The following is a 25,484-nucleotide window of genomic DNA, read 5'->3' on the forward strand; positions in this document are numbered from 1 at the left end:
GTCGTCAGCGCCGCGTGCTCAGCATGCGCGCTGCCATCGGGCAACCCGCGGCGTCCGGCAAGGCCTGCAGGCCGGTGACGACGCCGTCCTGGTCGGCGGCCGAGCGGTTCTGGCTCAGCTTGCGCTTGCCGACGATGCGGCTGATCACGACTTCGATGCCGACGATCGCGCTGATCAGCTTGCGCGTGTAGTCGGCCGGCGCATCGGCCATCCGCCACGGCTCGGCGAAGCCTGCCTCGTGCGCGGTGGTCAGCGCGTCCAGCTGCGCGTGCAGCCAGTCGGCGTCGTCGACGATCTCGAGCGTGCCGTGGACATGCACGGCCTCGTAGTTCCAGGTCGGCACCACGCGCGGATCGCGCGCCTTGCTGGCGTACCACGACGGCGAGACGTAGGCATCGACACCAGCGAACACCAGCAGGGTCTCGACCTCCGGCCGGAAGCGCTGCCAGATCGGATTGGCCCGGGCGACATGGCCGCGCAAGGTGCCGAGGCGCGAGGCCTCGGCATCGAGCAGCATCGGGATGTGGTTGGCGTCGAGGCCGTCAGCGGTCAGCGTGACGATCGTCGCCAGCGGCCGCGCCCGGATCAGCGCGTGCAAGGTCGCCAGATCGGGCTCGGCGAACTGCGCCGGCACGTACATCGATTGGATCTCAGCGGCAGTTCGGCTTCTTGCCGCTGGCGCGCGCCTGCTGGTAGACCGGCAGATCCTGCGGCAGCCGCGCTTCAATTTGGCGGATGCGGGTTTCGTCCGACGGATGGCTCGATGCGAACTCCGGTGGCTTCTCGCCGCCGACGCGCGCCATGTTCCGCCACAACTCCGCCGCCTGAGACGGATCGAAGCCGGCCTTGGCCATGTAGTCGAGGCCGAGCAGATCGGCTTCGCTTTCATGCGTGCGCGAGAACGGCAGCAGCACGCCGTACTGGGCGCCGACGCCGAGTGCCGACATCAAGGCGCCGCCGCCGGCGCCACCCCCGACGATGACATTGGCGAGGCCGAGGCCGAGATCGGTGACCTGCTGCTGCGACACGCGCTCGTTGGAATGGCCGGCGATGACATGCGCCACTTCATGGCCGATGACGGCCGCGAGCTGGTCCTGCGTCTTGGTCACCGCCAGCAGCCCGGTGTAGACGCCGATCTTGCCGCCGGGCAGCGCGAAGGCGTTGACGTCCTTCGACTCGAACACCCGCACTTCCCAGACGCCGCCGATTTCATCGGTGATCGCGCGCGCCACGCAGTTCACGTAGGCCGTGGTCCTGCCATCGGACGAGACCGGCGTTTCCTTCGAGGTCTGCTGGAAGCTGGTGACGCCGAGCTGCGCGAGCTCGTCGTCCGACACCAGCTTCAGCTGGCTGCGGCCGAGCGGCGACGTGGCGCAAGCGGTGACGGCGGCCGCCGCGACGGCGGACAGCAAAACGGTTCTTGAAGCACGCATGATCTGGCTCTCCGGGCCGCGTACCATCCGCGGGTGGACATGATTCTACTGAGGAACACGGGATGACTCCGAGACCGCTGCCGAAGCCGATGGTTCTGCTGCTGGGCCTGTTGACGTGGAGCCTGGCCCTTGCCGCCCACGCCGCCGATGCTGCGCCGAAACCGGATCCGTCGCTGTCGCCAGCGGACGTCGTGAAGATCCAGCTGAACGCGCTCGCCAATGTCGACAAGCCGTCCCGCGATGCCGGCTTCGAGACCGTGTTCGGCTTCGCCAGCCCCGGCAACCGCAGCCAGACCGGCCCGGTGAAGCGCTTCGCCGCGCTCGTGCGCGAAGGCTATCCGGCGCTGCTGAACCATCGCAGCGCGACGCTGGCCGATACCGTCATCCAGCGTGACGAAGCCGTGCAAGGCGTTGAAATCATTGACCGTGTCGGCGTCATGCACCGCTACGTGTTCCTGCTCAGCCGCCAGACCGAGCCGCCGTACCGCGACTGCTGGATGACCGACAGCGTGATCCAGGCGCCGGAAGGGACGCCGGAAGTGGCGACCTGAGGGTCTGTTGCGAGATGGCCGACTCGTCGGCGCACCCTGTTCCATTCGACAAAGCGGCCGGGAGGGCCCATGGACGTTCCGAGCGAAGGCGGATTCGCCGTAGGGTGGATCACCTTGTCCCTGATCAATTCCGGACTGGCGCAGGGCAAAGGGCACCCGGGACTGCTCTGGTGGCTGGCGTCGATGCTGCTGGGCCCGATCGCAACGCTGATCATCGTCGTCGTGCCGCGAGTCATCGAGACGCCGCCCGGCAAGTGACGGGCGGCGTATGGCTTGGGTGTCTCGCAGCAGACTGCGCTGCCGTCGTAAGACTGAACGATGAACGGCAGCGTGATTCAGAAACTGCAGGGCGCGAAGGGAGTGGCGGCCCGAGGCGTTGACTCAGCCAGCCTGATCGGGATCGGGATCGGCAGCGTCGAGTCGATCGGCGCGAAACAGCCGTTCGCTGCGCATGACGTGCAGCAGATAGACGATCTGGCGCTCGGCATCGTGCCGGTAGAACACGCGACACGGTGTTTCGACCAGTTGCCGATACCGGGAATCACCGAGTTCCGGGACCGGCGGCCCGCTCAGCGGATGGTCAGCAAGCTGCTCCACACGATCGAACACCCGTTGGACCAGCTTGCGCGCCGCGTCGAAGTTGTCGAGGGCGATGTAGTCGGCGATCGAATCGAGATCCGCCAGGGCCGAGTCGGTCCAGACCAGTGTCAGGCCAGCCATCGCGCCATGCGCTGACGGGCCTCGGCCTGACTGGCCACGCGGCCTTCGTCGACAGCGCGTTCGCCGCGGGCAATGCCTTCGAGCAGCTGCATGCGCCGCTGCAAGTTTTCGAAGCTGTCGACATCGACCAGATAGGCGCTCGGCAGGCCATGCTGGGTGATCAGGATCGGCTGGCGATCACGTTCCAGATCGGCCAGAAGTTCGGTGGCCTGCCGTTTCAAGGTGGTGACGAGTTCGGTACGCATGCAGTGATACTAAAGTGGCACTTGTGCGGGCGGCAAGCGGTCCTTAGCCACCCATCGCCTTCTTCAAGCCCATGCTCATCGCCGACACGCCGCCGAGCGACCAGCCGCCGTCGACCGGCAGCACCACGCCGGTGATGTAGCGCGCCATCGGGCTGGACAGCCACATCGCGGCTTCGGCGATGTCGTCGGTGGTGCCGTAGCAGCCGAGCGGCACGCTCTGCGTGATCAGCTCGTTCGCGCGCTCGTTCGGCGCCAGGCGTTTCATGCCTTCGGTGCCTTCGATCGGACCCGGCGCGATCGAGTTGATGCGGATGCCGACCGCGCCCCATTCGAGCGCCGCCACGCGGGTCACCATGTCGACGCCGGCCTTCGCGGCACAGACGTGCATCTGGAAATCCATCGGAATCCAGGCCTGCGGCGCGCTGATGTTGATCACCGATGCGCCCGGCTTGGTCAGGTACGGAAACGCCGCGCGAACGACATGAAAGGTACCGAGCAGGTCGATGTCGACCACCGACTTGAAGCCGTTCGGCGAGATGCCCATCGCCGGCGACGGGAAGTTGCCGGCGGCACCGGAGATCAGCACGTCGAGCGTGCCGAAGCGGCTCGCCACGTCCTTGAACGCGGCGTCGACGGCGGTGTAGTCGCGCACGTCGGCGGCATAGCCGATGGCATCGCCGCCACGCGCCTTCAGCGCTTCGACCGCCGCGTCGACCTTCTCCTGCTTGCGCGACATCACCGCGACGCGGGCGCCGGCCTTGGCGAACGCATGGGCAATGCCGAGGTTGATGCCGCTGGTGCCGCCGGAAACGAAGACGGTCTTGTTCGAATAGTCGTACATGGCAGGTTCCTGAGAGCGAGAAGGCGTGCGGCAGGCGCTTGCGCGCCCGAGGGACATCGAAGGGTCAGGCGGGCGGCGTCCAGCGCAGCGCGTCGAGCACCTGGCCGTGCAGGCCCGGTGTCGCGGCACAGACGCTGGTGGTGTCGAGGCCGAGCGGCCGGCCCTGCAGGTCGGTGAAGACGCCGCCGGCTTCATGGACGATGACGCTGAGCGCGGCGATGTCCAGAATGTTGACGTCGGATTCCACCACCGCATCGATCTTGCCGCTGGCGAGCAGGTGGTAGTGCAGGAAATCTCCGTAGCCGCGAATCCGGTGGACCTGTCCGATCAAGCCACCGAGCCGCGGCCAGGCGTCGCTGCGCGCCAGCCGCGCGAGATTGCCGGTGGAAAGGGTTGCCTTCGCGATGGTGTCGGTCGCGGCGATCGTCAGGCGCTGGTTGTCGCACCAGGCGCCGTGGCCCTTCTCGGCAAAGATCACCTCGCCCAGCGCGCCGTCCCAGCACGGGGCCGATGACACACCGAGCACCAGTTCACCGCGCTTCATCAGCGCGATCTGCGTGGAGAACATCGGGTAGCCGCGGACGAAGCTCTTGGTGCCATCGATCGGATCGATCAGCCACAGGTGCTCGTTGTCGCCAACCTCGCGCCCCAGCTCCTCGCCGTAAAAGCCGTGGTCCGGAAAGTGGCGCTTCAGCACGGCCTTGATCGTCGCTTCGGCGGCGATGTCGACTTCGGTCACCGGGCTCGCGTCGGCCTTGTAGTCGACCGAAAACTGGCCGCGATAGGCGCGGCGGATGACGGCGGCGGCGGCTTCGGCCGCTTCGAGCGCGGCGGCAAGCAGGGGGCTGGTCGGGGCGGGGCTGGTCAACGGGGGAGGCTCCGGGGCAATCCGCGGACTTGGCGGTGGCGAATGATAAACCGCCGCTTTGCGCCGAATTCGTACGGTGCATTACCATCGCGGGGTTCGCAGGTGCCCTGACCCCCGCTCGATACCGGGATCAGGGTTAAACGGGAAGCCGGTGCGCGTCGAATCACTTCGATCGCAAGCCCGGCACTGCCCCCGCAACGGTGAATGGGAGTACTTCGGTCACCCGCCACTGGATCGCAACCCGATCCGGGAAGGCATCGAAGGAAAGTGCGCATGCGCACTTTCGCCCATGAGTCCGGAGACCGGCCTGGAACGAGCCCGTCCGCATGTCGCGGGCGGGTCACCCAGATTGCGCCTGCGGGGACGCTGGCGCGGGAGAATGTCGATGAAATCCGCCTGTCTTGCGGCGCTCGCTGCAGCGCCTTTGCTTTGCCTTGCCCAGAACCCCGCCGCCAACACGGCCGCCGACCTGCTGCCGGTCAGCGCGGCCAGCGTGGCGCTGGACCCGGTGATCGTCACCGCCACGCGCACGCCGCAGTCGCAGTCGAACGTGCCGTCGGCGACCATCGTCATTGATCGCGCCCAGATCGAGGCGGCGCAGGCCGGCGACATCGCCGAACTGCTGCGCTTCAACGCCGGGCTCGACATCGGCCGCACCGGCGGCCCCGGCCAGACCACCTCCGTGTTCATCCGAGGCGGCGAGTCGAACCACACGCTGGTGCTGATCGACGGCGTGCGCGTGAACCCGGCGACGTCCGGCGGCGCGGCGCTGCAGAACCTGTCGCCCGAGCTGATCGAGCGCATCGAGATCGTCAAGGGACCGCGCTCGTCGCTGTACGGCTCGGACGCCATAGCCGGCGTCATCAACATCATCACCCGCTCGCCGGAGCAGCAGCAGATCGGCGCCAGCGTGCGCGGCGGCTCGTACGGCACGGTCGATGGCAGCGCGCGCTACGCCAACCAGATCGGTGCCTACGGCTTCTCGATCGACACTGCGCAGCAGACCGCCGACGGCTTTCCGGCCTGTGCCGGCGCAGACGGCAATTCCGGCTTCCGCAACAACACCATCAACGCCAAGGCCACGGCCGATCTGCGCGTGGTCTCGCTCGAAGCCCGCGCCTACAACGCGCAGGGCAAGACCGAGTACTTCGATTCCTGCAGCCCGCTGTTCGGCCTGAACGCCACGGCACAGGACTTCCGCAACCAGACGCTGGCGGTCAGCGCCAGCACCAGCCTGCTGCAGAACTGGGACACGACGCTGACCTTGAGCCGCGGCGAAGACCGCGTGCGCCAGTACGCCTCGGACGACTTCACGCGCACCATTCGCCCGCAGATCGACTGGCAGAACACCGTCACCGTGCTGCCGGGCCTGCGCGCGCTGTTCGGCGGGCAAGTGACCAACGAGCGGATCGATGCGCTGAGCTTCGGCAGCGTCACGAAGCAGACGGTGGATCTGGTCAACGGCTTTTTGCAGGGCCAGTACGACGATGACCATCATCACGTGCTGCTCGCCGGCAGCGTGCTGAACCACGACGCCTTCGGCAGCCGCTTCACCTACAACGCCGAATACGGCTACGACCTGTACACGCGGCCGCTGTACAAGACCACGCTGGTCATCGCCGCCGGTTCCGGCTTCCGGGCACCGGATGCGACCGACCGCTTCGGCTTCGGCGGCAATCCCGATCTGGCGCCGGAGCGTTCGCACAACGCCGAAATCGGCGTGCGCCAGCGCTGGGGCGCATTCCAGACCTGGGATGTGCGCGCGTTCCGGACCCGCATCCGCAACCTGATCAGCGTCGAGTTCGATCCGAACAACGATCCGAACGTCGATTTCGGCTTCCGCGCCGTCAACGTCGATCGCGCGAAGAACGAAGGCCTGGAACTGACCTATCGCTACGCCGACACGCGGTGGAGCGGCACCGTCACCGGCATCGTCCAGAACCCGAAGGATCGCAGCGACGACACGTCCCTGCTGCGCCGCGCCCGCCGCAGCGTCACCGCGCAGCTGCGGCGCGAACTCGGCCGGTTCTATGTCGCCGCCGATGTCCTCGGCACCTCGGATCGCGCCGACATCTCCGCCGCCACCGGGGCCGACACCAAGGACAGTGGCTACGTGCTGCTGAACCTCGGCGCCGGCGTGAAGCTGCCGCAGGGCTTCACCCTCAGCGCGCGCGTCGAGAACCTGCTCGACCGCGATTACCAGACCGCCGCCGGCTACGAACAGCCGGGCATCGCCGGCTATGCCACGCTGCGCTGGGACTATCGCTGAGCCTTTGCTGCAACGCCTTCCCCCGCTCGCGGGGGAAGGCTCCACAGCAAAAAATCGGGGTCAGATACACATTAGCCGCATCACCGGATCACGCAAGACCATGGGCAACAGACTGTCGAAGATCGTCACCCGCACGGGCGACAAGGGCACCACCGGGCTGTCCAACGGCGAGCGGGTGCCGAAGACGCATCTGCGCGTCGGAGCGATGGGCGACGTCGATGAGCTGAACTGCTGCATCGGTCTGGTGCTGGTGCAGACGCTGCCGGACAGCATCCGCGAGCCGCTGGCGCGGACCCAGCACGAGCTGTTCGATCTCGGCGGCGAGCTGTCGATGCCGGGCTTCGAGCTGGTCAAGGAAAGCTATCTGGCGCGGATCGACGGCGAGCTGGAAATCCTCAACGAGACGCTGCCGCCGCTGAAGGAGTTCGTGCTGCCGGGCGGCAACCCGGCGGCAGCGGCGGCGCATCTGGCCCGCGCCGTGGCCCGGCGGGCCGAGCGCGCGGTCTGGGCGCTGAGTGCGGAGGAAACGGTCAGCCCGCTGGTGCCGCAGTACCTCAATCGCCTGTCGGATTACCTGTTCGTCTGCTGCCGCGTGCTGGCGCGGCAGGACGGCGGCACCGAAGTGAGCTGGAAGCGCAGCGACTAGGCCGCCTGCGGGCCGCGATGCCCGTGCGGCCCGTTCATTCCGGGCCGCGCGGCTTCGTGCCGAGGATGATGCCGCGTTCTCTCAGGGTGTCGAGAATCTCGCCGCCGGCATTGATCACGAGGTCGACGTCGTCCTGCTGCAGTTCCTCGGCGATCTGTTCGAGCAGCGCGACGCCGGTCGCCTCCGGCTGCTCCTCGATCAAGGTCAGCAGGCGCGCGGTGACGGCATTCACTTCGAGAAACTTCACGTCGTCGTCGGCATTGCGATGGACGACGAGACAGGTCTGCATCGACGGCGCGACACGCGGCTGATAGTCCGGCCCGATGCGATGCACCGGCCAGTCGTAGACCAGCGTCCAGCAGAGCGGCGACAGCCGCGGCACGCCGCCGAGCAGATCGCCATGCCGCGACGCCTGCACGGCTTCGGGTGCCGGGTCTTCCGCCGTGGCCAGCGCCAGTTCCACCCATTCGTAGTGCGCCAGCTGCGCCATGAACGGCAGATCGTCCGGCTGCGGCGGGCGTTCGCCATCGAGCCAGTCGACGAACTCCTCGGCCAGCCGGCGGAACAGCGGCGTGCTGGCGGGATGGTCGCGATAGAACGCGCGCACCAGTTCGCGCCAAGCCTCGTCGGCCAGCAACTGCCGCAACACCGGAAAGGCCCCGGCCAGCAGGCCTTCGACATTGCCGACGAACAAATCCCGATAGACGGCCAGCTGCCGCTCGTCGACACCGTCCGGCAGCGGGTGCTGCGCGCGATCGAGCGCGGGGTCGCGCAGATGGCGGGCGAACGCCGCCTGCAGCGCGCGAAGTTCGCGGGTATCAGCCATGGGCGGCTGCCTGCAGCGCCGCCACGCGGCCGACTTCCGTCATCAGCTGCGGCAATGGCGGAATGTTGAAGTCGCGCTCGAGCACCGTCGGCCGCGGGCCGAAGCGGGCATAGGCCTGCGCCAGCAGCGACCAGACCGGATCGATCACGTCAGCGCCGTGGGTGTCGATCAGCAGGTCCGGCGCTTCGATGTAATGGCCGGCCACGTGCAGCGCGCGCACGCGCGCCGCCGGCAGTGCCGCGATGAACGCAGCGGCATCGAAGCCGTGGTTGACGCTGTTGACGTGGACATTGTTGACGTCGAGCAACAGCGCGCAGTCGGCCTCGTCGAGCACGGCGGTGATGAACGCAAGTTCGCTCATCTGCGCGCCGGGCATGGCGTAGGCGCTGACGTTCTCGATCGCGATCTGGCGTTCGAGCAGCGCCTGCACGCGGCGAATGCGCGTGGCGACGTGCTGCACGGCCTCGTCGGTGAACGGGATCGGCATAAGGTCGTACAGGTGCCCGCGCTCGTCGCTGCAGGCGCTCAGGTGCTCGCTGTAGTCGGCGATGCCGTGCACATCCAGGAAGCGCTTCACCTGCAGCACGAACGCCTCGTCGAGCGGCGCCGTGCTGCCGAGCGACAGGCTCAGGCCATGGGTCGCGAACGGGAAGCGCTCGGTCAGCGCGCGAAACTGCCGGCCGAGTCGCCCGCCGAGCTGCATCCAGTTTTCCGGCGCGACCTCCAGAAACGCCGGCGCCGCCGGAGTACCGGGTTCGACCGCCGCCAGCTCGTCCAGCAGGGCGCGGCGCAGGCCGAGGCCGGCACCGCGCACGGCGGATCGCATCATCGAGCGGCGATCCGCCCGCCGTGGCGGCTTACTTGGCCTTCGGCGCCGCGCCGCACTTGCCTTCGCCGCAGGCGTGTTCGGCGGCGGTCTTGGCCGGTGCTGCCGCAGCCGCGGTCTTCGCGGTGCCGGCGGCAGCCGCCTTGGCCGGGGACTGCTTGTCGCCTGCTGCTGCCGGCGTCGCTGCCGTCTTGGCCGGCGCGGCGCCGCACTTGCCTTCGCCACAGGCGTGTTCGGCGGCCTTGGTGTCACCGGCGCTGGCCACCATGTAGCCGGAGGCGAGGTCGGTGGCGACGAACAGCGAACCGGCCTGCGCGCCGCCGCCGAGGGCAAACGCGGTGCCGAGCGCGATGGCCAGCGGCTTCTTGGAACGATTCATCAACGGGCTCCAGTCGATCGAAAACGGGGAAATCGGGACCCGAACGATACCAAGCCTGCCGCGCACCGTGCATCGCCGTGCAAATCGTTACAAGCAAAGTCCGGCCCGGGATGCGATTTCCTATACTGCCGCCACCGTCGGCATCGCCCGGCCCCGACCCGAGTTCCCCGCCGCCCGCAATGCTCGACCGCTCCGCCGAAGCCGCCTTTGCCGCCGTGCTCGGTGCGCATCAGTTGCGCGCCTACATCAGCGACAACCCGCACTACTGCGGCAGCTTCGTCGAGCCCGAACGCGGCTGCGAGCACGGCATGTTCCACCTGATCGACGAGGGCGATTGCCTGGTGCTGCTGGCCAACGGCAAGGACACGCTGCGCCTGAACTCGGGCGATCTGGTGGTGTTTCCGCACGGCGCGGCCCACACCCTGTGCAGCCCGCCGGATTCCGACCACGGCCCCGCCGCCAACCGCTTCACCTCGATCCTGTGCGGCGAGTTCGAATTCGCCACCGGTAGCCGCAACCCGATCCTCGACGCGCTGCCGGAGTGGATCGTCGTGCGCGAAGCCGACAGCGGCTCGCAGTTCCGCCATCTGGCGCGGCTGATGTCGCACGAGGCGCGGCAGGAATCGTTCGGCCGGCAACTGGTGCTCGACAAACTGGCCGATGCCCTGTTCGTGATGGCGCTGCGCCACCACATCGCCAGCAGCAACGAGCGCCGCGGCCTGATCGCCGCGCTGATCGACCCGCGCATGGCCCGCGTGCTCGAAGCCATGCACGCCGAACCCGGCCGCGCCTGGACAGTGGCGATGCTGGCGGATCTCGCACATCAGTCGCGCACCGCCTTCGCCCAGCATTTCAACGAAGTGCTCGGCGTGAGCCCGTACCAGTACCTCACCAAGTGGCGCATGGCCGAAGCGCTGCGCCTGCTGCGCGATCCGAAATCGAGTGCGGCGACGATCGCCGAGAAGCTCGGCTACCAGACCGAAGCCGCGTTCCGCCGCGCCTTCAAGAAGATCCACGGCTACGGCCCAGGCCGCGCCCGCCGCGCCGCGCGCAGCGCCCAGCTCGGCGCGATGCCGGCGGACATCGACGAAGACTGAGACCGACACCGCGTCCGCCGTTCCGTCGCGTTGAACGCCCCACGGCACGGCCCGCGGACGCTGGCACAATACGGCGCACCCGTCGTCCACGAGCACGGGCCTTTAGCTCAATTGGTCAGAGCAGGGGACTCATAATCCCTTGGTTGTCGGTTCAAGTCCGACAGGGCCCACCACGTCGTGCCACGAAACCGTCACGGACCGGCTGCCAAGCTTTGCGGCACTTCCCGCCGCCTTGCCTGCCTCATCCCGATGGATGAACTGATCAGCCTGTTTCCGACGCCGTTCCTGCGCTGCCCGGCGGCCTTGAGCCGGCCGCTGGTCGAGGGGCTGATCACGCATTTCGTCGACAAGGCGACGCGGGACAACAACTCGTCCGCGCGCCTGTCGCATACCGAGATGCTGAAGCCGAGCGACAGCCCGCTGTTCGTCGAGGCGGCCGGTCTGATCACGCCAAAGCTGGTCGATTTCGGCGCGCAGATGTTCGGCGAGCGGATCGGCTGGGCGCTGAAGGAGATGTGGGTCAACGTGCTGGCGCCCGGCGGCCATCAGGCGATGCACAACCACGCCAACAGCTTCATTTCCGGCGTGGTCTATCTGACGCCGACGCATCCGGGCTCGCAGACCGTGTTCATGAAATCGCCCGGCGGCCATGACTTCGCGTTCCGGAACGACCATGCCCGCGTCACGCCGGGGCCGTTCAGTGCCGACAAGTGGATCAGCCCCGCGCCATCCCCCGGCGATCTGGTGCTGTTTCCGAGCTACCTGATGCACGCCGTACCGCCGAACCGGGGCGAGCGGCGCATCACCCTGTCATTCAACGCGATTCCGGCGCGACTCGACTCCTGGGGCTACACGATCGGGTTCACCGGATGACGGTGACGCGGCGCGGGCAACGCGCACTCGGAGCTCGATCCGGACGAGGCCGCGCCAGCGCATGACGGCAGCCGCGCGCCCGGCCGCGACGCGGCTGCTGATGACGGCATCCGGCTTCGCCGGACTTGGCTACCAGATCGTCTGGACCCAGCAGTGCGGGCTTTGGCTCGGCCACGAGGCAGCGGCGGTGCTGGCGGTGATCACGGCGTTTTTCGGCGGGCTGGCGGCAGGCGCACTGCTGCTTGGCCCGCGCATCGAGCGCAGCGCGCAGCCGGCTCGCTGGTATGCCGCCTGCGAACTGGTGGTCGCGCTGTGGAGCCTGCTGCTGATCGCGCTGATGAGCCCGTTCGGCGATCTGGTGTTGCAGCTGACCGGCGTCGCGCCATCGGCGCTACGGCAATGGAGCCTCGCGTTCGGCGCGACGTTCGTGCTGCTGCTGCCGGCGACCGCGGCCATGGGCGCGACCTTGCCGGCGATGGCCGGCATCGCCGCGCGATGGCCGACGGCGGCGGCGCCGCGCGATCGCTCGATCGCCGCGCTGTATGCCTGCAACACGCTCGGGGCCGTGATCGGCGTGCTCGCGATCGCGTTCTGGCTGGCGCCGACGTTTGGTTACGCACGTACGGCGGCACTCTGTGTGGCGCTGAATCTGGCGTGTGCGGTCGCCGCATGGCGGCTTTTCCGGACCGCGACCGGGCCTTCGGCAGCCGCCCGGTCGGCGCAGCAGCAGCCAGCGTCTGCGGGATCGTCGATCTCGGGCGCGGGCTCGCGCGGCCTGCTGCTGCGCTTCGCCGTCACCGGGCTGCTCGGCATCGGCTACGAGGTGCTGGTGGTGCGGGTGCTGGCGCAGGTGGCCGAAGACACGGTCTACACGTTTGCGCTGCTGCTGGCCGTTTATCTCGTCGGCACCGCGGCCGGGGCGGCGATGTACGCGCGCCGCGTCCACGCGGCCCGTGCGCCGAGCCATGACGACGAGCCGGTGCGGGATCGCCTGCTGGCCGCGCTCGCGATGGCCTGCCTGATTGGCACCGGCTGTCTGTGGGGCGCGGAAGCGCTGAAGACGTTCGTGCTGCAGCAACTGGGCACGCACATGGCGACGGCCCTGCTGGCGGAAGCCGTGCTCGCGCTGGTCGCGTTCGGACCAGCAACGATGGTCATGGGCGCGCTGTTCAGTCACTTGAGCGCGATGGCTTCTGCGCAAGGGCTGAGCTTCGGCCGTGCGCTGGGCGTCAACACACTGGGGGCGATGACCGCCCCGTTGCTGTTCGGCGTGCTGCTGTTTCCGGCGCTGGGGCCGAAGGCAGCGCTGCTGCTGGTGGTGGCGGGCTATCTGCTGCTGATCGACGTGCGCCAATGGCGCCGCGCGCAGGTGATGGTGCCGACCGCCGCGCTGGCCGTGGTCGCCGTGCTGGCGCCGCCGCTGGCCTTCGTCGACGTGCCCGACGGCGGTCGCGTGCTGCGCTATGCCGATGGCGTGATGGCGGCGGTCAGCGTGGTCGAGGATGCCGATGGCGTCGCGCGGCTGCGCATCGACAATCGCCAGCAGGAAGGCAGCAGCGCCACACGGCGCGTCGATGCGCGTCAGGCCCTGCTGCCGGTGCTGCTGCACCCGGCACCGGCGCGGGCGCTGTTTCTCGGACTGGGGACCGGCGTCACCGCATCGTCGGCGGCCGAGGTGCCGGGACTTGCGGTCGACGCCGTGGAACTGCTGCCGGAAGTGATCGCCGCGGCGGCGCTGTTCCGGCCGGAGGCGGCACCCAGCCCGCGCCTGCACGTGCTGGCGGCGGATGCCCGGCGCTACGTGCGCGCCAGCGACGCACGCTACGACGTGATCGTGTCCGACAACTTCCACCCGGCGCGCAGTGGCTCGGGCGCGCTGTACACGGTCGAGCATTTCCGCGCGGTGCGCGAACGCCTGCGCGACGACGGCCTGTTCTGCCAGTGGCTGCCGCTGCATCAGCTCGATCTCGCGAGCCTGCGCAGCATCGTGCAGTCGTATCTCGTCGCGTTTCCGAACGCGCGCGCGCTGCTCGCGAACAACAGCCTGCAGACGCCGGTGCTCGGGCTGATCGGTCGGCGCGATGCGGATGGCTTCGCGCCGGCGCGGCTGCGGCCGCCGATCGAACGCGCGGCGGCGAGCGCGGCCACCGGCCGTCTGGGGCTCGACGACGAGTGGGCCGTGCTCGGCAGCTTCATCGCCGGGCCGGAAGCGCTGCGACGTTACGCCGGCGATGCCGCGGCGAACACCGACGATCATCCGGTCGTGGCTTATCGCGCGCCGCGCCTCGCCTATGCGCCGGATTCGCGGCCGCAGGATCGCCTGACGACCCTGCTGTCGGCGCTGTCGATCACGCCGGACGAACTGCTGACGCCGGCCGCGAACACGCCCGAGACGGCGCGGCGGCTGGCCGCGTACTGGCAGGCGCGCGATCGCTTCATCGCCTCCGGCCGGAATGTGCGGCCGTCGTCCGATCCGAGGCAGATGGCGGCACAGGTCGCCGAGCCGCTGCTCGCCGTGCTGCGGATCAGTCCGGACTTCCGCCCGGCCTACGACCCGCTGCTGCTGATCGCCCGCGGACTGGCGCGGGTCGACGTCGACGCCGCGCGCGAACTGCTGAACGCGCTGCAGCGGGCACAGCCGGCGCGCCCGGAAGCGTCGGCGGCCTTGCTGGACCTCTCCGGACCGGCGGGCTGAGCGGCGCAGGTCCGATACACCCGGCGCGAGGCGACACCGCCGCCGTCCGTCGACACGAGGCGCAGCCACGACGCTTTGTCATCGTTGCTTCACGCGGTTGTTACGTTGGCAGCCGATGCTTCCGACACGCTGGCGAGCCTCTTTGCGGGGCATCGTCGCGATCAAAAAAATCAAACCATCGGAGCGAACAATGCGAGTCAACTCGAGTCTCAGAAGGACGCCGCTGGCGCTGGCCATCACGGCCACGTTCGGCGCAGGTGCCGTGGTCGTGGCCCCGGTCGTCGCGGCGCCGGCCGCCCGCACGGCGGGCACTTACGTGGCCGGCGATTTCCACAACCACACGACCTGCTCGGACGGGTCGATCTCGATGCAGAAGCTGCTCGGCAAGTCCACCGACGTGGCCGACGGCAGCTTCGGTCTCGACTGGTTCGTGCAGGCCGGCCACGGCGGCAGCGGCAACCGCAACTGCACGCTGGCCGAAGATGAAACGCTGAGCACGCCAGCCTATCCGACGACCAATCAGGGCCCGACCACGACCTGGCTGAACACCATTCCGCCGATCCAGCCGAAGGGTCTGGTCGCGGGTGCCGCCACCCCGACCAATCAGGTGATGTGGCGCTGGCAGTCGATCCAGGAATTCCAGTATCCGCTCGTCGAATACTTCAACGCGCTGAAGAATCGCCCGCTGTTCCTCGGCATCGAGTCGGTCGTCGCCGGCCATGAACATTCGTCGATGTCGATCATCACCGGCCAGATTCCGGCCCTGCTGAATCCGGCCACGTTGCCGACGGCGCCGGTCATCGCGCCGAACACCAGCCGCTATCTCGCGCTCGGCAACGCCAACGGTCTGGCGCAGTGGGAATACTGCTTCGACCGCAACGACACCGACACCAGCCGCGGCAACAACACCGTCGGCTCGACCGTCGGCAACAACTGGGATTGCTCGGTCGGCGGCAGCCTGAATTCGCTCGATCCGAGCTGGAACGCCACGGCGCAGAAGCTGATCCCGCTCACCGGCGCCGGCGTCGGCCTGCGCGGCCACAACAAGACCGTCGAAGCGGTCCGCTGGATGGTGCAGAACCACCCGAACGGCAGCTACTACGTGCCGGCGCATCTCGAACGCGCCGGGCCGTTCAACCCGAACGGCAACAACGGCTTCAACATCGAACACCTGCGCAACCTGAACAACGCCGGCCCGAATGTCGCGTTCGGCTTCGAGACCCAGCCGGGTCACGGTGCCTCGTCGGATCGCGGCGAATACGCCGTGCTGCGCAACAACTTCGGCACCGGCGTCGGCCAGGTCGACTCGGTGGGCGGCACCACCTATGGCGGCACCGGCGTCTACGGCGCGCAGATCGGCGGCGTCTGGGATGCGCTGCTCGGCGAAGGCCGCAACTTCTGGTTCTTCGCCAGCTCCGACTGGCACAACCGCGGCCAGTTCGGCCCGGATGACCGCCGTTCCACGCAGGACTTCTACCCGGGCGAATACCAGCGCAACTACACGCTGGTGCGCAGCCCGGAACGTCGCGAAGGTCTGCGCCGCGTCACCGACAAGCTCAGCCCGCAGTCGATCGTCGATGGCCTGCGCACCGGCAACAACTTCGCCACGAGCGGCCAGCTGATCGACCGTCTCGCGTTCGTCGCCTGCGCCTCGTACAACCGTCTGGGCCAGTTCGCGAGCAATCTCGAAGTCGAAACCCGCGCGCGCATCGCGGCATCGAACAACACCGATGTCGACGCGCCGAACTGCGCCAACATGGGCGAGAAGCTGGTGATCCGCCCGGGTGCCGAAGTCGTCGTGACCATCGTCGTGCGCGATCCGGAAGGCGTGAACTACTCGCCGTACACGTTCCCGAACCCGTCGCTGAAGCAGGTCGGCATCACGCAGCCGCTGAACCGCCCGGTGCTCGACCACATCGACCTGATCTCGGGTCTGGTCACCGGCTATCGCACGCCGGGCTCGCCGGACTACGCCGGCGAATGGCCGCGCAACACCAACTGGCTGCGCGCCGATGGCACCACGGCCGGCCTGTCGGTCGTGCCGAACGCCGCCCGCAACCTCAGCGCCGGCGTGCTGCGCAGCTTCAATGGCAACGGCAACCAGGGCTGGCGCCAGGTGCGGTCGGCGATCGACGGCACGCAGTATCTGGTGATGACGACGCGCATCTCGGCCGATGCGATTCCGTCGCAGTACCTGCGTCTGCGCGGCACCAACCTGCCGCCGGCCGTGCCGTTCGAGACCGATGCCAGCGGCAACCCGCTGGCCGATGTCTACACCAACGCCAGCAACCCGAACCGCCTGACGATTCCGTGCACCACCGCGCACAGCGCCAACAGCCAGTTCGATGGCTGCCCGGATCATCTGGAACTCGGCGGCCCGAACAGCCCGCTCGCGGGCCAGCCGACGGTGTCGTATGACGTCGCCGCGTGGGCGGATCTGTGGTTCTACTCGAACCCGATCTACATCGAGGCGCAGGGTGGCGTGGTCGTGGCCGGCGTGAAGTAAGCCGCAGGCCTGGCCCTGCAAGCGGGAGCGTCGCGCACTTTGCGCGGCGCTCCCTTTTTCCGTTTTCAGCGTTTCGCTTTCGCTCGATCCCCCATGTCCAAGACGCACCCGGCGGCCTCTGCCGCCACGCCTTCCCGCACCCAGCCCGCCTGGCGCCCGATGCCCGCATGGCTGCGTGAACCGCTGCTGCATTTCCAGATCCTCGGGGCCGTGCTGTTCGGCATCGATCACCTGCGCGCCGCCGGCCGCGACACCTCGCACCTGATCGTGGTCGGCGAGGACGTCGACCGCGAAGCCCGCACCTTGTTCGAGAAGTCGCGCGGCCGCGCGCCGAACGCCGACGAACTGAAGGCGCTGCGCCAGGTCTGGCTCGACAACGAAGTGCTGTATCGCGAAGGCCTCGCGATGCAGGTGGACCGCGGCGATACCGCGATCCGCGAACGTGTGATCTTCAAGGCGCTGAGCGTGGTCGATGCCAACGTCAAGCTGCCCGAGATCAGCGATGCCGATCTGCGCGCCTGGTTCGAGGCCCGCCGCGCGAAGTACGACGAACCGGCGCGCTACGACTTTCAGGAAGCGGTGCTCCCCGGCACGCCGAGCGAGGCCGAGGTCCGCACGTTTGTCGCCGCGCTGAACGGTGTCGCGGCGGGCGGCACGCCGGGCAGCGCGCAGGCGGACCTGCGCGTCTACAAGGGTCGCCCGAAGGCCAATCTCGATCAGAGCTTCGGCGCCGACTTCGCCGCCGCCCTCGCGGCCTCGGCCCCGAACGAATGGCACGCCCTGCCGACGCGTGACGGCTGGCGCGCGATCCGGCTTGATGCCATCGCCCAGCCGCAGCCGGCGGACTTCCTCGAACTGCGCGGCATCGTGCTGCAGGACTGGAAGGACGCCGTCGCATCCGATCAGCGCACGGCCGCCGTCCGCGAGATGGCGAAGAAATACACGATCCGCATCGGGTCGCCCGCCTCGACGGCGGCGCCATGATCGCCCGCTGTTTCGCGGCATTGCTGGCGCTGCTCGCGGTCGGGCCGATGACCGCATCGGCACACGAGATGAGCATGGCCGAGATGGAAGTGCGCGAGCTGTCGCACGGCGAATTCCTGTGGCAATGGTCCGCCCGGAATGACAAGCGCGTGGTCGCCGGCGAGCTGGTGCCGCAGTGGCCAGCCGGGTGCAGCGCCGACGGCAACCTTCTGCATTGCGGCAAGGGCGGGCTCGACGGCGAGCTGTCGATGGAAGGCGTCGGCGAGCGGTATTCGGCCGCGATGATCCGCGTGTTCTGGCTCGATGGTCAGAACCGCGTCTACACCCTGACCGGCGGCCAGCCGAAGGTGCGGCTGTACGGTGCCGCGAACGACACGCGCGGGCAGGGCGAGATCGCGTCGGCCTACACCCGGCTCGGCTTCGAGCACATCCTCGCCGGGATCGATCACGTCGCGTTCGTGATCTGCCTGCTGTTCCTCGTCGGCTTCCAGCGTCGCCTGCTGCTGACGATCACCGCCTTCACCATCGCCCACAGCCTGACCTTGGGCTTGAGCGCGCTCGGCTGGCTGACCTTGCGCTCGCCGCCGGTGGAGGCGACGATCGCGCTGTCGATCATGCTCGTCGCCAGCGAAGCGCTGCATCAGCGCCAGACGCTGTCACGGCGCTGGCCGGCGCTGGTCGCGTTCCTGTTCGGGCTGGTGCACGGTCTGGGTTTCGCCGGCGCGCTGAAGGACATCGGCCTGCCGCCGGATCATCTGCTGGTGGCGCTGCTGACGTTCAACATCGGCGTCGAACTCGGCCAGCTGTTCGTCGTCGGCCTGTGCTTTGCGCTGCTGATGGCGTTGCGTCGCCTGCCGCAGATCGAACGCGCACGCCGGCCGGCGCTGTACGCCATCGGCAGCGTCGCCGCGTTCTGGTCGATCGGCCGCATCGTCGCGATCTTCGCCGCGGCCTGATGCCCGGCCCCCGATTCCCGGAGTCTCGATGAACCCCGCTCGAACCCTGGCCTGCCTGCTGATGCTGTCGCTGCCGGCGATGGCGGATACGCCCGTCGCCATGCCTTGCGAAACCGCCACCACCGGCGGCGATGTGCTGGACCTGCGCTGCCGGCTGCCGGCCACCGGCGCGGCCCGGCATTACCGGCTCACCGCGTACTTCTCCGGCGGCCACGACGACACGCAGGCCTCGATCCGGCCGCTGCCGGGCGGCGCGCCGCCGCCGTGCAGTGCCGACAGCAAGCTCAGCCTGTTCGGCGAGGATGGTGATGTCAGCCTGCATTGCCGGGTGGCGACCGCAGACGTGCCCGGCACGCCGCCGGTGCTGGCGCTGCGCCTGCTGTGGACGCACGCGCAGTTCGAGCGCTACGAGCTGCTGCCGGACTGATCGCGGCGGGCGCCACGGGCCGACGTCCGGGCGCCCATCGGCATGACCGGTTGATTCCGGCCATGGCCAGCGTCGCGTCATCGCGATTACCGTGTCGACAGAACAGCTGCGCATGCGTCGAGCGGGTCGGCGACAGCACGCGCCTCGACTCGTCCGGCTCGGTCAGGGAGACATTCGCCATGCGTCATGCCGTCGTCGCGATGCGCCGCCTGCTGGGCGGCTGCGTGTTCGTGTTGCTGGTGCCCGGTGTCGCGCGGGCACTGATTCCAACGCCGATCGGCACGCCGAGCGTGCTGGCCGATTTCTCGACCACCTCCGATGTCGCCGCCGCACCGGACGGCCGTCATGTCGTCGTCGGCCTGCGCAACGCCGACGAGCGTTACGCGATCCAGCGTTTCGATGCCGCCGGCAACGCGCTGGGCGCGCCGATCTCGGTACCGCTGCCGGCGGCGAACCGAATTGCCGATGATCCGCGCGTCGCGATGGCCGCCGATGGCAGCTTCATCGTCGCGCAGGCGCTGCTCGAACCGTCGCCGATCACCGATCGCGATCCGCTGCTGCCACGCAATCAGGACCGCACGACGATCACCATCAACCGCTACGACGCCAGCGGTGCCCGCATCGGCAATGAGCTGATCGTCGATGCGTTCAACGCCATCCGCAGCTTCGCCAACGATCCGGACATCGACCTGTCGATGGCACCGGACGGCCGCTTCATCATCGGCTGGCGCCGTTCGAGCACGTTCGCCATCGGCACGTTTCCGCTGAACGGCGGCAGCGTGACCGACACGTTGCTGGCGCGCCGCTACGGCGCCGATGGCCAGCCGCAAGGCGCCGCCAACAGCTTCGCGACCACCACGTCCTTCCTGTCGCTGGCGCTGGAAGTCGCGCCGACCCTGTCCAACCCGGCCGTGGCACTCGATGCCGGCGGTGGCTACACCGTGGCCTGGGCATTCCGGCCGGCAGGCGAGATCACGCCGCAGCGGGTATTCGCGCAGGTCTTCGGCCCGGCCGGCCTGCCGACCGGCTTGCGCCTGACGATGAACCAGCAGCCGTTGTCCACGGCACTGTCGGTGGCCACCGTCGACCTCGTCAGCCTGTCGTTCGGCGGGCGCCTCGTGATCTGGGATGGCTGCTCGGTCGGCGTCTGCTCGCGCGGCATCACCGCGGACGGCCGCCCTGACGGGCTGGAGTCGATGTCCGGCATCGGCACCGATGCCTTCCTCGGGCCGCTGGTCGGCGGCCGGGTCTATCCGCAACTGGCCGCGTTCCCGAACGGCCTGACCTACGCCGTCTGGCGCGCGGCGTCCCGCGACAGGTCCAGCGATTACCTCCGGCAGGTCAACGGCACCGATGCGCCGATCCCGACGACGGTGCCGCTGCGACAGACGCCGGATGGCTTCCGCGCGGCCGGGCAGGCACGGCTGGCGGTTGATGGCAGCCGCCGCCTGTACGTGCTGCGCGCCGCCACGCCGCCGAATGCCGCAACCGTGGTCGAACTGCTGCGCTACCAAGCGCCCTGAGTTCGCGCCTGAGTACTTGCGCGCCGCCACACGCGCGCGGCGGCGCGCAGGCCGCATCGGCTACGGTCGCTCGTAGCCGACCCTGTGCACCCAGGTGCCGCGGTTCTGGTACGGCATCGTCACGCAGGCGGTGCCGGGCAGGGTGCTGGAGCCGGGGCCGATGACGCCGGTCAGCGAGCACAGCTGGCTGCGCGGGTGGATGCGCCGCGCGCGGTCGAGCGTGGCCGGTGTCAGTGCCGCACCGTTGTTGAACTGCATGGCGATCGAGGTCAGCGCGCGGTTCAGCGCGGCCAGCATCACGTCATCGTGGCCGCGGCCGCCGCTGTAGTCGCGGCGCACGGCGAGGCCGGAACTCGTGGGATCGATGATCCGCGTGATCAGGTTGTCCATCACGCTTTGATCGAACACGTTGCCGCCGACGCCGGACACGCGGTCGAACACCGTCAGCCGCCCCGCGTTGTCGCGGCCGCTGCCGGGAATGATCACGGCGTTGCGGAACGCGCCGAACAGTTCTTCGCGCATCGCGAACACGAACTCGCCGAATATCGTCGCCGCCGGGCCATCGGTGGCGTTCGGGTTCTGCAGGTCGATCGCCGGGCCGTAGTGGCTCGAATCCCAGCCGTTCAGCACCAGATCGAGCGCGGCGCGCTGCGTGGCATCGAGCCGGCTCGCGGCCGTGGTGCGGAAGCGCCGCAGCGCCGGCAGGTACTCGCGGGCGCGGATGTCGCGGGTGCCGGCGCGAATGTCGATGTCGCGCAGATCGGCATAAGTCCAGTCGCGCCGGGTGGCGACCAGATCCAGCAGGTTGGTCACGCGCTGGCCATGGCCGCCCGGGCGTGACGAATAGCCCAGCCCTTCGCCATCGAGCCAGCCATACGCGGGCTTGTTGTTCCAGTTCGCGAGATAGCCCTGCTCCGGGTCGATGACCTGCGGCACTTCATCGAAGCGGAGCCAGCCGCTGGCATCGAACTCGCCGGTGCCGGGTGTCGGCAGACGCTGATCGGTTTCCGGATGCCGCCGGATATGCAGCCCCGGATGCCAGTACGCGATGTGGCCATCGCGTGTGGCCACGGTCACGTTCTCGTTCCAGGTGACGGTGGCAACCGCCGCGCGGAACTCGTCGAGATTGCGCGCGCGGTTCCATTCGCGGATGCCTTCCAGGGTCTGCGTCTCGCGCTGGAACATGCCGTACTGCACGCTGCGGGCGAGGCCGGCCGTGTCATCGCGCGCCACCACCGGGCCATGCACCGTGCGGCAGATTTCCACCGTCTGCGACAGGATCGCCGGCCCCACCGGAATGCCGTTGGCCGCGGCGCGATACGGAATGCGCTCGCTGCGGCAGCTCATGGCCTTCCACTGGTTCTGGTGGCGGTACTGGTTGCGCGTGCAGGTGTTCGCGGCGATCTGCGAGGTCGAGCAGATCGTCTCGATGAAGCTGTCGATGGTCTTGCTGTAGCCGGTGGTCAGACCCCACGCGGTGTTCTCGGTGTAGCCGATGCCGACCACCGGCAGGATCGGCACCGAGCTGCCGCGCGCGTTGTAGCCGTTCGGCCCGTGAATCTCGTATTCGACCAGCAGCTCCGGATAGCCGTAGCCGAGCTGTGGCCCGCTGATCAGCAACGTGCCGCGATCACGCGTGCGGCTGGGTGCCAGCGCCACCGCGAACGAGCCGCCATGCAGGTGCTGGCGGAATTCGTACAGGCTGCGCAAGGTCGTGCGGATGAGTCTGGCGACCTGCTGCGCGCGATCGGCGAACACGGCACTGGCCTGCTTCGCGTGGCTCGACACCTTCGCCTGCGGCGCGGCGATGTTGCCCGGCTGCCACTTCACGTCGGTTTCGCCATCGCGACCCGCCGCGCCGAGCGGGCCGGGCAGGCTCGGCTGGCCGCACGGGAACGGCGCTGCGGCAGCGCCGGTGCCGGGACCATCGGCCAGGGTATCGGGCAGGGTCAGTGCCCAGTCGGCCACGCGGCGGAACACGGCATCGCGGTTCGCCGGTGGCGTCGATTGATTGGAGAACGTGCCCTCGCTGCGCGGCACGGTGACGGCGGCGTTCGGGTCCTCGTTCCAGGCCATGTCGTCGAAGGCGTCATAGGCAGCGGCGCGCGAGCCCAGCTGCGTTTCGAGCGCGCGCAGCATCCGCACGTTCTGCATTTCGTTGCCGCCCTCGGCCGCGACGAACCGGGTGATGAAGACACCGGCGGCCAGCACGTCCTTCACCGTGAACGGAGCCGGTGTCGTCGTCAGCAAGGTGTACTCGGCCGGCAGCGATTGCAGGCGATTGCGGATCGCCTCCTCGCGCCAGGCGTTGGCGCCATCGACATAGCCGAGCACCGAATCCTTCGAATCCTGCGACAGCTGATCGAAGAAGCCCTGATATTCGGCATCGCTGTAGGTGATCGTCCGCTGCTGGATATCGGCCGCCACGCCGCCGCAGCCGGTCAGTTCGGCAAAGCTGCCGGTGCCCATGCGCCGCACCGCATCCATCAGGAACAGCCGATCCTGCGCGATGGCATAGCCGACGCCGTACCAGAGGTTGCGCACGGTATCGCCGTAGATGATCGGCACGCCGTAGCTGTCGCGATAGATCTGCACGCCGGCAATCGGCGATACCGGCGTGCCCGGCCGCGTGCCGAGCGTCGCCGGCTTGGCATCGAAGTTCCAGTACAGCAGGCGCTGATCGTCCAGATGCTCGCCGTACGCGCCGGGGTCCGTGCTCAGCAGGCCGCGCGCCTGCCCGGCCAGCGACACGAAGCCGCTTTGCCCCGGCCCGAGCGTGGTCTCCGCCTTCAGCACCAGCGTTGCCGGATCGGCCGGGCCGCCGTTGCCGCCGGGTGCCGGCGGTGTGGGATCGCTCGACTGCGCGCAGGCGGCCAGCACCGCCAGCAACGCCGCCTGAATCGATGGCGCGATCAGCTTCCTAGCCGACTCCCGCAGCCCGCGGCCACCATCACGCACACCATCCCTGAGCTGCTTCATCGTCGTGGTCTCCCGAGCCGTATCGACAGGCGCGTCGTGACTGCTGCGCGCTGATGGATCATACGGCGGCCGCCGGACAACACGCCGTTCAGGCAGCATCAAGCCCCCCGCCACCGACATCTCCGTCGCGCTGCCGTGTCTTTGCGAGCCCGTCCGGGTCCTGCTCAAGGTTTATGGCTTGTCGCGCACGCATGTCGCGGCAGCGATCAGGCCCTTGTTCGCCATCGGCAAGGTCGAAGCCGATCGGCCAGCCGCCGAAACGGGACTCACCGTGCTCGAAGCCGGCGGCGATTTCGCGGATGGCGTGATCGCCCATGACGGCAACCGGCTGGGCGGACAAGCCTTCGTCTCGTTCGACCGGCAGGCGGTCACGCGGCTGCAGGCCGCCGGGCTTGCGGCGCGAATCGCGTAATCCGTTCCGTGCAACAGTGCGGGGACCGATGGCGTTCGCGAGCGCCACCCGCCAACGAAAAGTCCATTCGCGAGGAGAGCCCCATGGCACAGACCGCCCAGCACAACCGCCAGATCGTCCTCGCCCAGCGCCCTGCCGGTGCGCCGGATGCCAGCACCTTCCGCCTGGAAACCAGCATCGTCCCGACACCCGGCCCCGGCCAGATGCTGCTGCGCACGCTGTGGCTGTCGCTCGATCCGTACATGCGCGGCCGCCTGAACGAAGGCCCGTCGTACGCCGATCCGGTCGCGGTGAATGGCGTCATGTGCGGCGGCACCGTGTCAAGAGTCGAAGCCTCGAACGTCGCCGGTTACGCCGTGGGCGATCTCGTGCACAGCTACGCCGGCTGGCAGGACTACGCGTTGTCCGATGGCAGCGACGTCATCATCAAGCTGCCGGCCGGTGCGACCCATCCCAGCCACTACCTCGGCGTGCTCGGCATGCCCGGCTTCACCGCGTGGCACGGCCTGACCAACATCGGCAAGCCGAAGAAGGGCGAAACCTTCGTCACTGCCGGCGCCACCGGCGCCGTCGGCCAGATCTCCGGCCAGCTCGCCAAGCAGGCCGGCTGCCGCGTCGTCGGCATCGCCGGCGGTGCCGCCAAGTGCGATTTCGCCGTGAAGGAACTGGGCTTCGATGCCTGCATCGATCACCACGCGCCAGACTTCGCCGCCCAGCTCGCCGCCGCCTGCCCGAACGGCATCGACATCTACTTCGAAAACGTCGGCGGCACCGTCTGGGACGCCGTGCTGCCGCTGTTCAACCTCCACGCCCGCGTGCCGGTCTGCGGCCTGATCGCCCACTACAACGGCGAAGGCTTCACCGGCGCCGACCGCCTGCCCGGCACCATGTTCTCAGTGCTGGTCAAGCGCCTGACCTTCACCGGCTTCATCATCTTCGACCAGTACCCGACCTACTACGGCCAGTTCCTGAGCGAAATGACCAACCACCTTGCCAACGGCACCGTCAATGTCCGCGAGGATGTCGTCGCCAGCCTCGAAGACGCCCCGGCGGCGCTGACCGGGCTGCTGGCGGGCAAGAACTTCGGGAAGGTGGTGGTGGAGGTGGCGGGTGGGTGAGTGGAGGAGTCGCGCTAGTTGAGGTGGCCGTCGTCGCGCCTGATGCTGGTGAAATCCTCTAGTCGACTCCGCACGCAACGTACAAGTCGCGCTCAAGACGAGCGCGACTTGGTGTGCCAATTCGAATGTCTTAAATCAGCCCAACGCAGACTTTCGTTTTTGAGCAAGTCACTTGCTCCCCACTATTGAGCCGGCATTGAAATATTGAACTGATGGTGCCGCGTAGAGTCGGAGTTTGCATGGACAAAATCGACTCTCGAACGCTGCCGGTGGAGGCGCTCAACGAGCGGCGCCGCCGGGCGGTGAAGAT

General features: G+C 68.5%; 23 protein-coding genes, 1 tRNA gene, 1 pseudogene and 1 riboswitch. Of the genes and pseudogenes, 15 read left to right on the forward strand and 10 right to left on the reverse strand.

Features of this window, described 5'->3' with window-relative positions; all coding sequences use genetic code 11:
* Nucleotides 1-4: 4 nt before the first annotated feature.
* Both QZ951_RS19330 and QZ951_RS19335 read right to left on the reverse strand, forming a co-directional pair.
* On the reverse strand, nucleotides 5-640 hold the full coding sequence (locus QZ951_RS19330) for an FMN-binding negative transcriptional regulator (protein ID WP_293003601.1): 636 nt from the start codon (nucleotides 638-640) through the stop codon (nucleotides 5-7).
* Between the two features lie 10 nt (nucleotides 641-650).
* Nucleotides 651-1,433, reverse strand: coding sequence for a M48 family metallopeptidase (locus QZ951_RS19335; RefSeq protein WP_293003602.1), 783 nt, complete (start codon nucleotides 1,431-1,433; stop codon nucleotides 651-653).
* 62 nt (nucleotides 1,434-1,495) lie between these two features.
* Between QZ951_RS19335 and QZ951_RS19340 the strand changes: the two genes are divergently transcribed.
* Together QZ951_RS19340 and QZ951_RS19345 are read left to right on the forward strand one after the other, a co-directional pair.
* The gene (locus QZ951_RS19340) at nucleotides 1,496-1,984 is read left to right on the forward strand and encodes a DUF4864 domain-containing protein (RefSeq protein ID WP_293003603.1); all 489 of its coding nucleotides are present in this window, start codon (nucleotides 1,496-1,498) and stop codon (nucleotides 1,982-1,984) included.
* 69 nt (nucleotides 1,985-2,053) lie between these two features.
* Nucleotides 2,054-2,242 carry a hypothetical protein gene (locus QZ951_RS19345; protein WP_293003604.1) on the forward strand — a complete coding sequence of 63 codons (189 nt, stop codon included), beginning with the start codon at nucleotides 2,054-2,056 and terminating at the stop codon, nucleotides 2,240-2,242.
* Nucleotides 2,243-2,365: 123 nt separating this feature from the next.
* Here the strand turns inward: QZ951_RS19345 and QZ951_RS19350 are convergent, their stop codons facing one another.
* The 4 genes from QZ951_RS19350 to QZ951_RS19365 all read right to left on the reverse strand — a co-directional run bounded on the left by QZ951_RS19350 (nucleotide 2,366) and on the right by QZ951_RS19365 (nucleotide 4,658).
* Nucleotides 2,366-2,704 (reverse strand): type II toxin-antitoxin system RelE/ParE family toxin, encoded by a 339-nt coding sequence (locus tag QZ951_RS19350; RefSeq protein ID WP_293003605.1) that lies wholly within the window; start codon nucleotides 2,702-2,704, stop codon nucleotides 2,366-2,368.
* Entirely contained in the window at nucleotides 2,692-2,949 is a 258-nt protein-coding gene (locus QZ951_RS19355) for a type II toxin-antitoxin system Phd/YefM family antitoxin (protein WP_293003606.1), read from the reverse strand. Before QZ951_RS19355 ends, QZ951_RS19350 begins: the two co-directional genes overlap by 13 nt.
* A 43-nt stretch (nucleotides 2,950-2,992) precedes the next feature.
* Nucleotides 2,993-3,790 (reverse strand): SDR family oxidoreductase, encoded by a 798-nt coding sequence (locus QZ951_RS19360; RefSeq protein WP_293003608.1) that lies wholly within the window; start codon nucleotides 3,788-3,790, stop codon nucleotides 2,993-2,995.
* 64 nt (nucleotides 3,791-3,854) lie between these two features.
* Nucleotides 3,855-4,658, reverse strand: coding sequence for an inositol monophosphatase family protein (locus QZ951_RS19365; RefSeq protein ID WP_293003609.1), 804 nt, complete (start codon nucleotides 4,656-4,658; stop codon nucleotides 3,855-3,857).
* An 83-nt stretch (nucleotides 4,659-4,741) separates the two neighbouring features.
* Nucleotides 4,742-4,984: riboswitch (cobalamin riboswitch) on the forward strand.
* Between the two features lie 59 nt (nucleotides 4,985-5,043).
* On the opposite strand from QZ951_RS19365, the gene QZ951_RS19370 reads away from it, so the two are divergent.
* Both QZ951_RS19370 and QZ951_RS19375 read left to right on the forward strand, forming a co-directional pair.
* Complete coding sequence (locus QZ951_RS19370; RefSeq protein ID WP_293003610.1) at nucleotides 5,044-6,927, forward strand: TonB-dependent receptor; 1,884 nt, start codon at nucleotides 5,044-5,046, stop codon at nucleotides 6,925-6,927.
* A 100-nt stretch (nucleotides 6,928-7,027) separates the two neighbouring features.
* Complete coding sequence (locus QZ951_RS19375) at nucleotides 7,028-7,573, forward strand: cob(I)yrinic acid a,c-diamide adenosyltransferase (RefSeq protein ID WP_293003612.1); 546 nt, start codon at nucleotides 7,028-7,030, stop codon at nucleotides 7,571-7,573.
* Between the two features lie 34 nt (nucleotides 7,574-7,607).
* On the opposite strand, the gene QZ951_RS19380 is transcribed toward QZ951_RS19375, so the two are convergent.
* Genes QZ951_RS19380 through QZ951_RS19390 form a run of 3 tightly spaced genes read right to left on the reverse strand, consistent with a single transcriptional unit; the run spans nucleotide 7,608 to nucleotide 9,604 of the window.
* Nucleotides 7,608-8,399: a putative DNA-binding domain-containing protein gene (locus tag QZ951_RS19380; RefSeq protein WP_293003614.1), complete on the reverse strand. Its 792-nt coding sequence runs from the start codon at nucleotides 8,397-8,399 to the stop codon at nucleotides 7,608-7,610.
* Nucleotides 8,392-9,228 carry a DUF692 domain-containing protein gene (locus QZ951_RS19385; RefSeq protein ID WP_293003615.1) on the reverse strand — a complete coding sequence of 279 codons (837 nt, stop codon included), beginning with the start codon at nucleotides 9,226-9,228 and terminating at the stop codon, nucleotides 8,392-8,394. Before QZ951_RS19385 ends, QZ951_RS19380 begins: the two co-directional genes overlap by 8 nt.
* A gap of 28 nt (nucleotides 9,229-9,256) precedes the next feature.
* Nucleotides 9,257-9,604 (reverse strand): hypothetical protein, encoded by a 348-nt coding sequence (locus QZ951_RS19390; RefSeq protein WP_293003617.1) that lies wholly within the window; start codon nucleotides 9,602-9,604, stop codon nucleotides 9,257-9,259.
* 179 nt (nucleotides 9,605-9,783) lie between these two features.
* Between QZ951_RS19390 and QZ951_RS19395 the strand changes: the two genes are divergently transcribed.
* The 9 genes from QZ951_RS19395 (at nucleotide 9,784) to QZ951_RS19435 (ending at nucleotide 20,665) form a co-directional block, all read left to right on the forward strand.
* Complete coding sequence (locus tag QZ951_RS19395; RefSeq protein WP_293003618.1) at nucleotides 9,784-10,701, forward strand: AraC family transcriptional regulator; 918 nt, start codon at nucleotides 9,784-9,786, stop codon at nucleotides 10,699-10,701.
* A 96-nt stretch (nucleotides 10,702-10,797) separates the two neighbouring features.
* Nucleotides 10,798-10,874, forward strand: a tRNA-Ile gene (locus QZ951_RS19400).
* Between the two features lie 76 nt (nucleotides 10,875-10,950).
* Nucleotides 10,951-11,574 carry a 2OG-Fe(II) oxygenase family protein gene (locus tag QZ951_RS19405; protein WP_293003619.1) on the forward strand — a complete coding sequence of 208 codons (624 nt, stop codon included), beginning with the start codon at nucleotides 10,951-10,953 and terminating at the stop codon, nucleotides 11,572-11,574.
* Nucleotides 11,575-11,635: 61 nt separating this feature from the next.
* Nucleotides 11,636-14,269: a fused MFS/spermidine synthase gene (locus tag QZ951_RS19410; RefSeq protein WP_293003620.1), complete on the forward strand. Its 2,634-nt coding sequence runs from the start codon at nucleotides 11,636-11,638 to the stop codon at nucleotides 14,267-14,269.
* A 190-nt stretch (nucleotides 14,270-14,459) separates the two neighbouring features.
* On the forward strand, nucleotides 14,460-16,775 hold the full coding sequence (locus QZ951_RS19415; protein WP_293003621.1) for a hypothetical protein: 2,316 nt from the start codon (nucleotides 14,460-14,462) through the stop codon (nucleotides 16,773-16,775).
* 93 nt (nucleotides 16,776-16,868) lie between these two features.
* Nucleotides 16,869-17,759 carry a peptidylprolyl isomerase gene (locus QZ951_RS19420; RefSeq protein WP_293003622.1) on the forward strand — a complete coding sequence of 297 codons (891 nt, stop codon included), beginning with the start codon at nucleotides 16,869-16,871 and terminating at the stop codon, nucleotides 17,757-17,759.
* Entirely contained in the window at nucleotides 17,756-18,715 is a 960-nt protein-coding gene (locus tag QZ951_RS19425; RefSeq protein ID WP_293003623.1) for a HupE/UreJ family protein, read from the forward strand. The genes QZ951_RS19420 and QZ951_RS19425 overlap by 4 nt, the downstream gene beginning before the upstream one ends.
* Nucleotides 18,716-18,743: 28 nt before the next feature.
* On the forward strand, nucleotides 18,744-19,142 hold the full coding sequence (locus QZ951_RS19430) for a hypothetical protein (RefSeq protein ID WP_293003624.1): 399 nt from the start codon (nucleotides 18,744-18,746) through the stop codon (nucleotides 19,140-19,142).
* 179 nt (nucleotides 19,143-19,321) lie between these two features.
* Nucleotides 19,322-20,665, forward strand: a complete 1,344-nt coding sequence (locus tag QZ951_RS19435; protein WP_293003625.1) for a hypothetical protein — start codon at nucleotides 19,322-19,324, stop codon at nucleotides 20,663-20,665.
* Between the two features lie 60 nt (nucleotides 20,666-20,725).
* Here the strand turns inward: QZ951_RS19435 and QZ951_RS19440 are convergent, their stop codons facing one another.
* Complete coding sequence (locus QZ951_RS19440; RefSeq protein ID WP_293003626.1) at nucleotides 20,726-23,644, reverse strand: penicillin acylase family protein; 2,919 nt, start codon at nucleotides 23,642-23,644, stop codon at nucleotides 20,726-20,728.
* 118 nt (nucleotides 23,645-23,762) lie between these two features.
* Between QZ951_RS19440 and QZ951_RS19445 the strand changes: the two are divergent.
* Nucleotides 23,763-24,056, forward strand: a pseudogene (locus QZ951_RS19445) (VapC toxin family PIN domain ribonuclease); the annotation flags it as partial.
* A gap of 83 nt (nucleotides 24,057-24,139) precedes the next feature.
* A complete protein-coding gene (locus QZ951_RS19450; protein WP_293003628.1) occupies nucleotides 24,140-25,174 on the forward strand; it encodes an NADP-dependent oxidoreductase in 1,035 nt (344 codons plus the stop codon).
* The last annotated feature ends 310 nt before the right edge of the window (nucleotides 25,175-25,484 follow it).

This window comes from Nevskia sp. (assembly GCF_021732705.1).
Classification (GTDB): domain Bacteria; phylum Pseudomonadota; class Gammaproteobacteria; order Nevskiales; family Nevskiaceae; genus Nevskia.

Coding starts and splice junctions, on each gene's coding strand:
- QZ951_RS19330 (WP_293003601.1), bottom strand. CDS start 640: ATGTACGTGCCGGCGCAGTTCGCCGAGCCCGATCTGGCGACCTTGCAC.
- QZ951_RS19335 (WP_293003602.1), bottom strand. CDS start 1,433: ATGCGTGCTTCAAGAACCGTTTTGCTGTCCGCCGTCGCGGCGGCCGCC.
- QZ951_RS19340 (WP_293003603.1), top strand. CDS start 1,496: ATGACTCCGAGACCGCTGCCGAAGCCGATGGTTCTGCTGCTGGGCCTG.
- QZ951_RS19345 (WP_293003604.1), top strand. CDS start 2,054: ATGGACGTTCCGAGCGAAGGCGGATTCGCCGTAGGGTGGATCACCTTG.
- QZ951_RS19350 (WP_293003605.1), bottom strand. CDS start 2,704: ATGGCTGGCCTGACACTGGTCTGGACCGACTCGGCCCTGGCGGATCTC.
- QZ951_RS19355 (WP_293003606.1), bottom strand. CDS start 2,949: ATGCGTACCGAACTCGTCACCACCTTGAAACGGCAGGCCACCGAACTT.
- QZ951_RS19360 (WP_293003608.1), bottom strand. CDS start 3,790: ATGTACGACTATTCGAACAAGACCGTCTTCGTTTCCGGCGGCACCAGC.
- QZ951_RS19370 (WP_293003610.1), top strand. CDS start 5,044: ATGAAATCCGCCTGTCTTGCGGCGCTCGCTGCAGCGCCTTTGCTTTGC.
- QZ951_RS19375 (WP_293003612.1), top strand. CDS start 7,028: ATGGGCAACAGACTGTCGAAGATCGTCACCCGCACGGGCGACAAGGGC.
- QZ951_RS19380 (WP_293003614.1), bottom strand. CDS start 8,399: ATGGCTGATACCCGCGAACTTCGCGCGCTGCAGGCGGCGTTCGCCCGC.
- QZ951_RS19385 (WP_293003615.1), bottom strand. CDS start 9,228: ATGATGCGATCCGCCGTGCGCGGTGCCGGCCTCGGCCTGCGCCGCGCC.
- QZ951_RS19390 (WP_293003617.1), bottom strand. CDS start 9,604: ATGAATCGTTCCAAGAAGCCGCTGGCCATCGCGCTCGGCACCGCGTTT.
- QZ951_RS19395 (WP_293003618.1), top strand. CDS start 9,784: ATGCTCGACCGCTCCGCCGAAGCCGCCTTTGCCGCCGTGCTCGGTGCG.
- QZ951_RS19405 (WP_293003619.1), top strand. CDS start 10,951: ATGGATGAACTGATCAGCCTGTTTCCGACGCCGTTCCTGCGCTGCCCG.
- QZ951_RS19410 (WP_293003620.1), top strand. CDS start 11,636: ATGACGGCAGCCGCGCGCCCGGCCGCGACGCGGCTGCTGATGACGGCA.
- QZ951_RS19415 (WP_293003621.1), top strand. CDS start 14,460: ATGCGAGTCAACTCGAGTCTCAGAAGGACGCCGCTGGCGCTGGCCATC.
- QZ951_RS19420 (WP_293003622.1), top strand. CDS start 16,869: ATGTCCAAGACGCACCCGGCGGCCTCTGCCGCCACGCCTTCCCGCACC.
- QZ951_RS19425 (WP_293003623.1), top strand. CDS start 17,756: ATGATCGCCCGCTGTTTCGCGGCATTGCTGGCGCTGCTCGCGGTCGGG.
- QZ951_RS19430 (WP_293003624.1), top strand. CDS start 18,744: ATGAACCCCGCTCGAACCCTGGCCTGCCTGCTGATGCTGTCGCTGCCG.
- QZ951_RS19435 (WP_293003625.1), top strand. CDS start 19,322: ATGCGTCATGCCGTCGTCGCGATGCGCCGCCTGCTGGGCGGCTGCGTG.
- QZ951_RS19440 (WP_293003626.1), bottom strand. CDS start 23,644: ATGAAGCAGCTCAGGGATGGTGTGCGTGATGGTGGCCGCGGGCTGCGG.
- QZ951_RS19450 (WP_293003628.1), top strand. CDS start 24,140: ATGGCACAGACCGCCCAGCACAACCGCCAGATCGTCCTCGCCCAGCGC.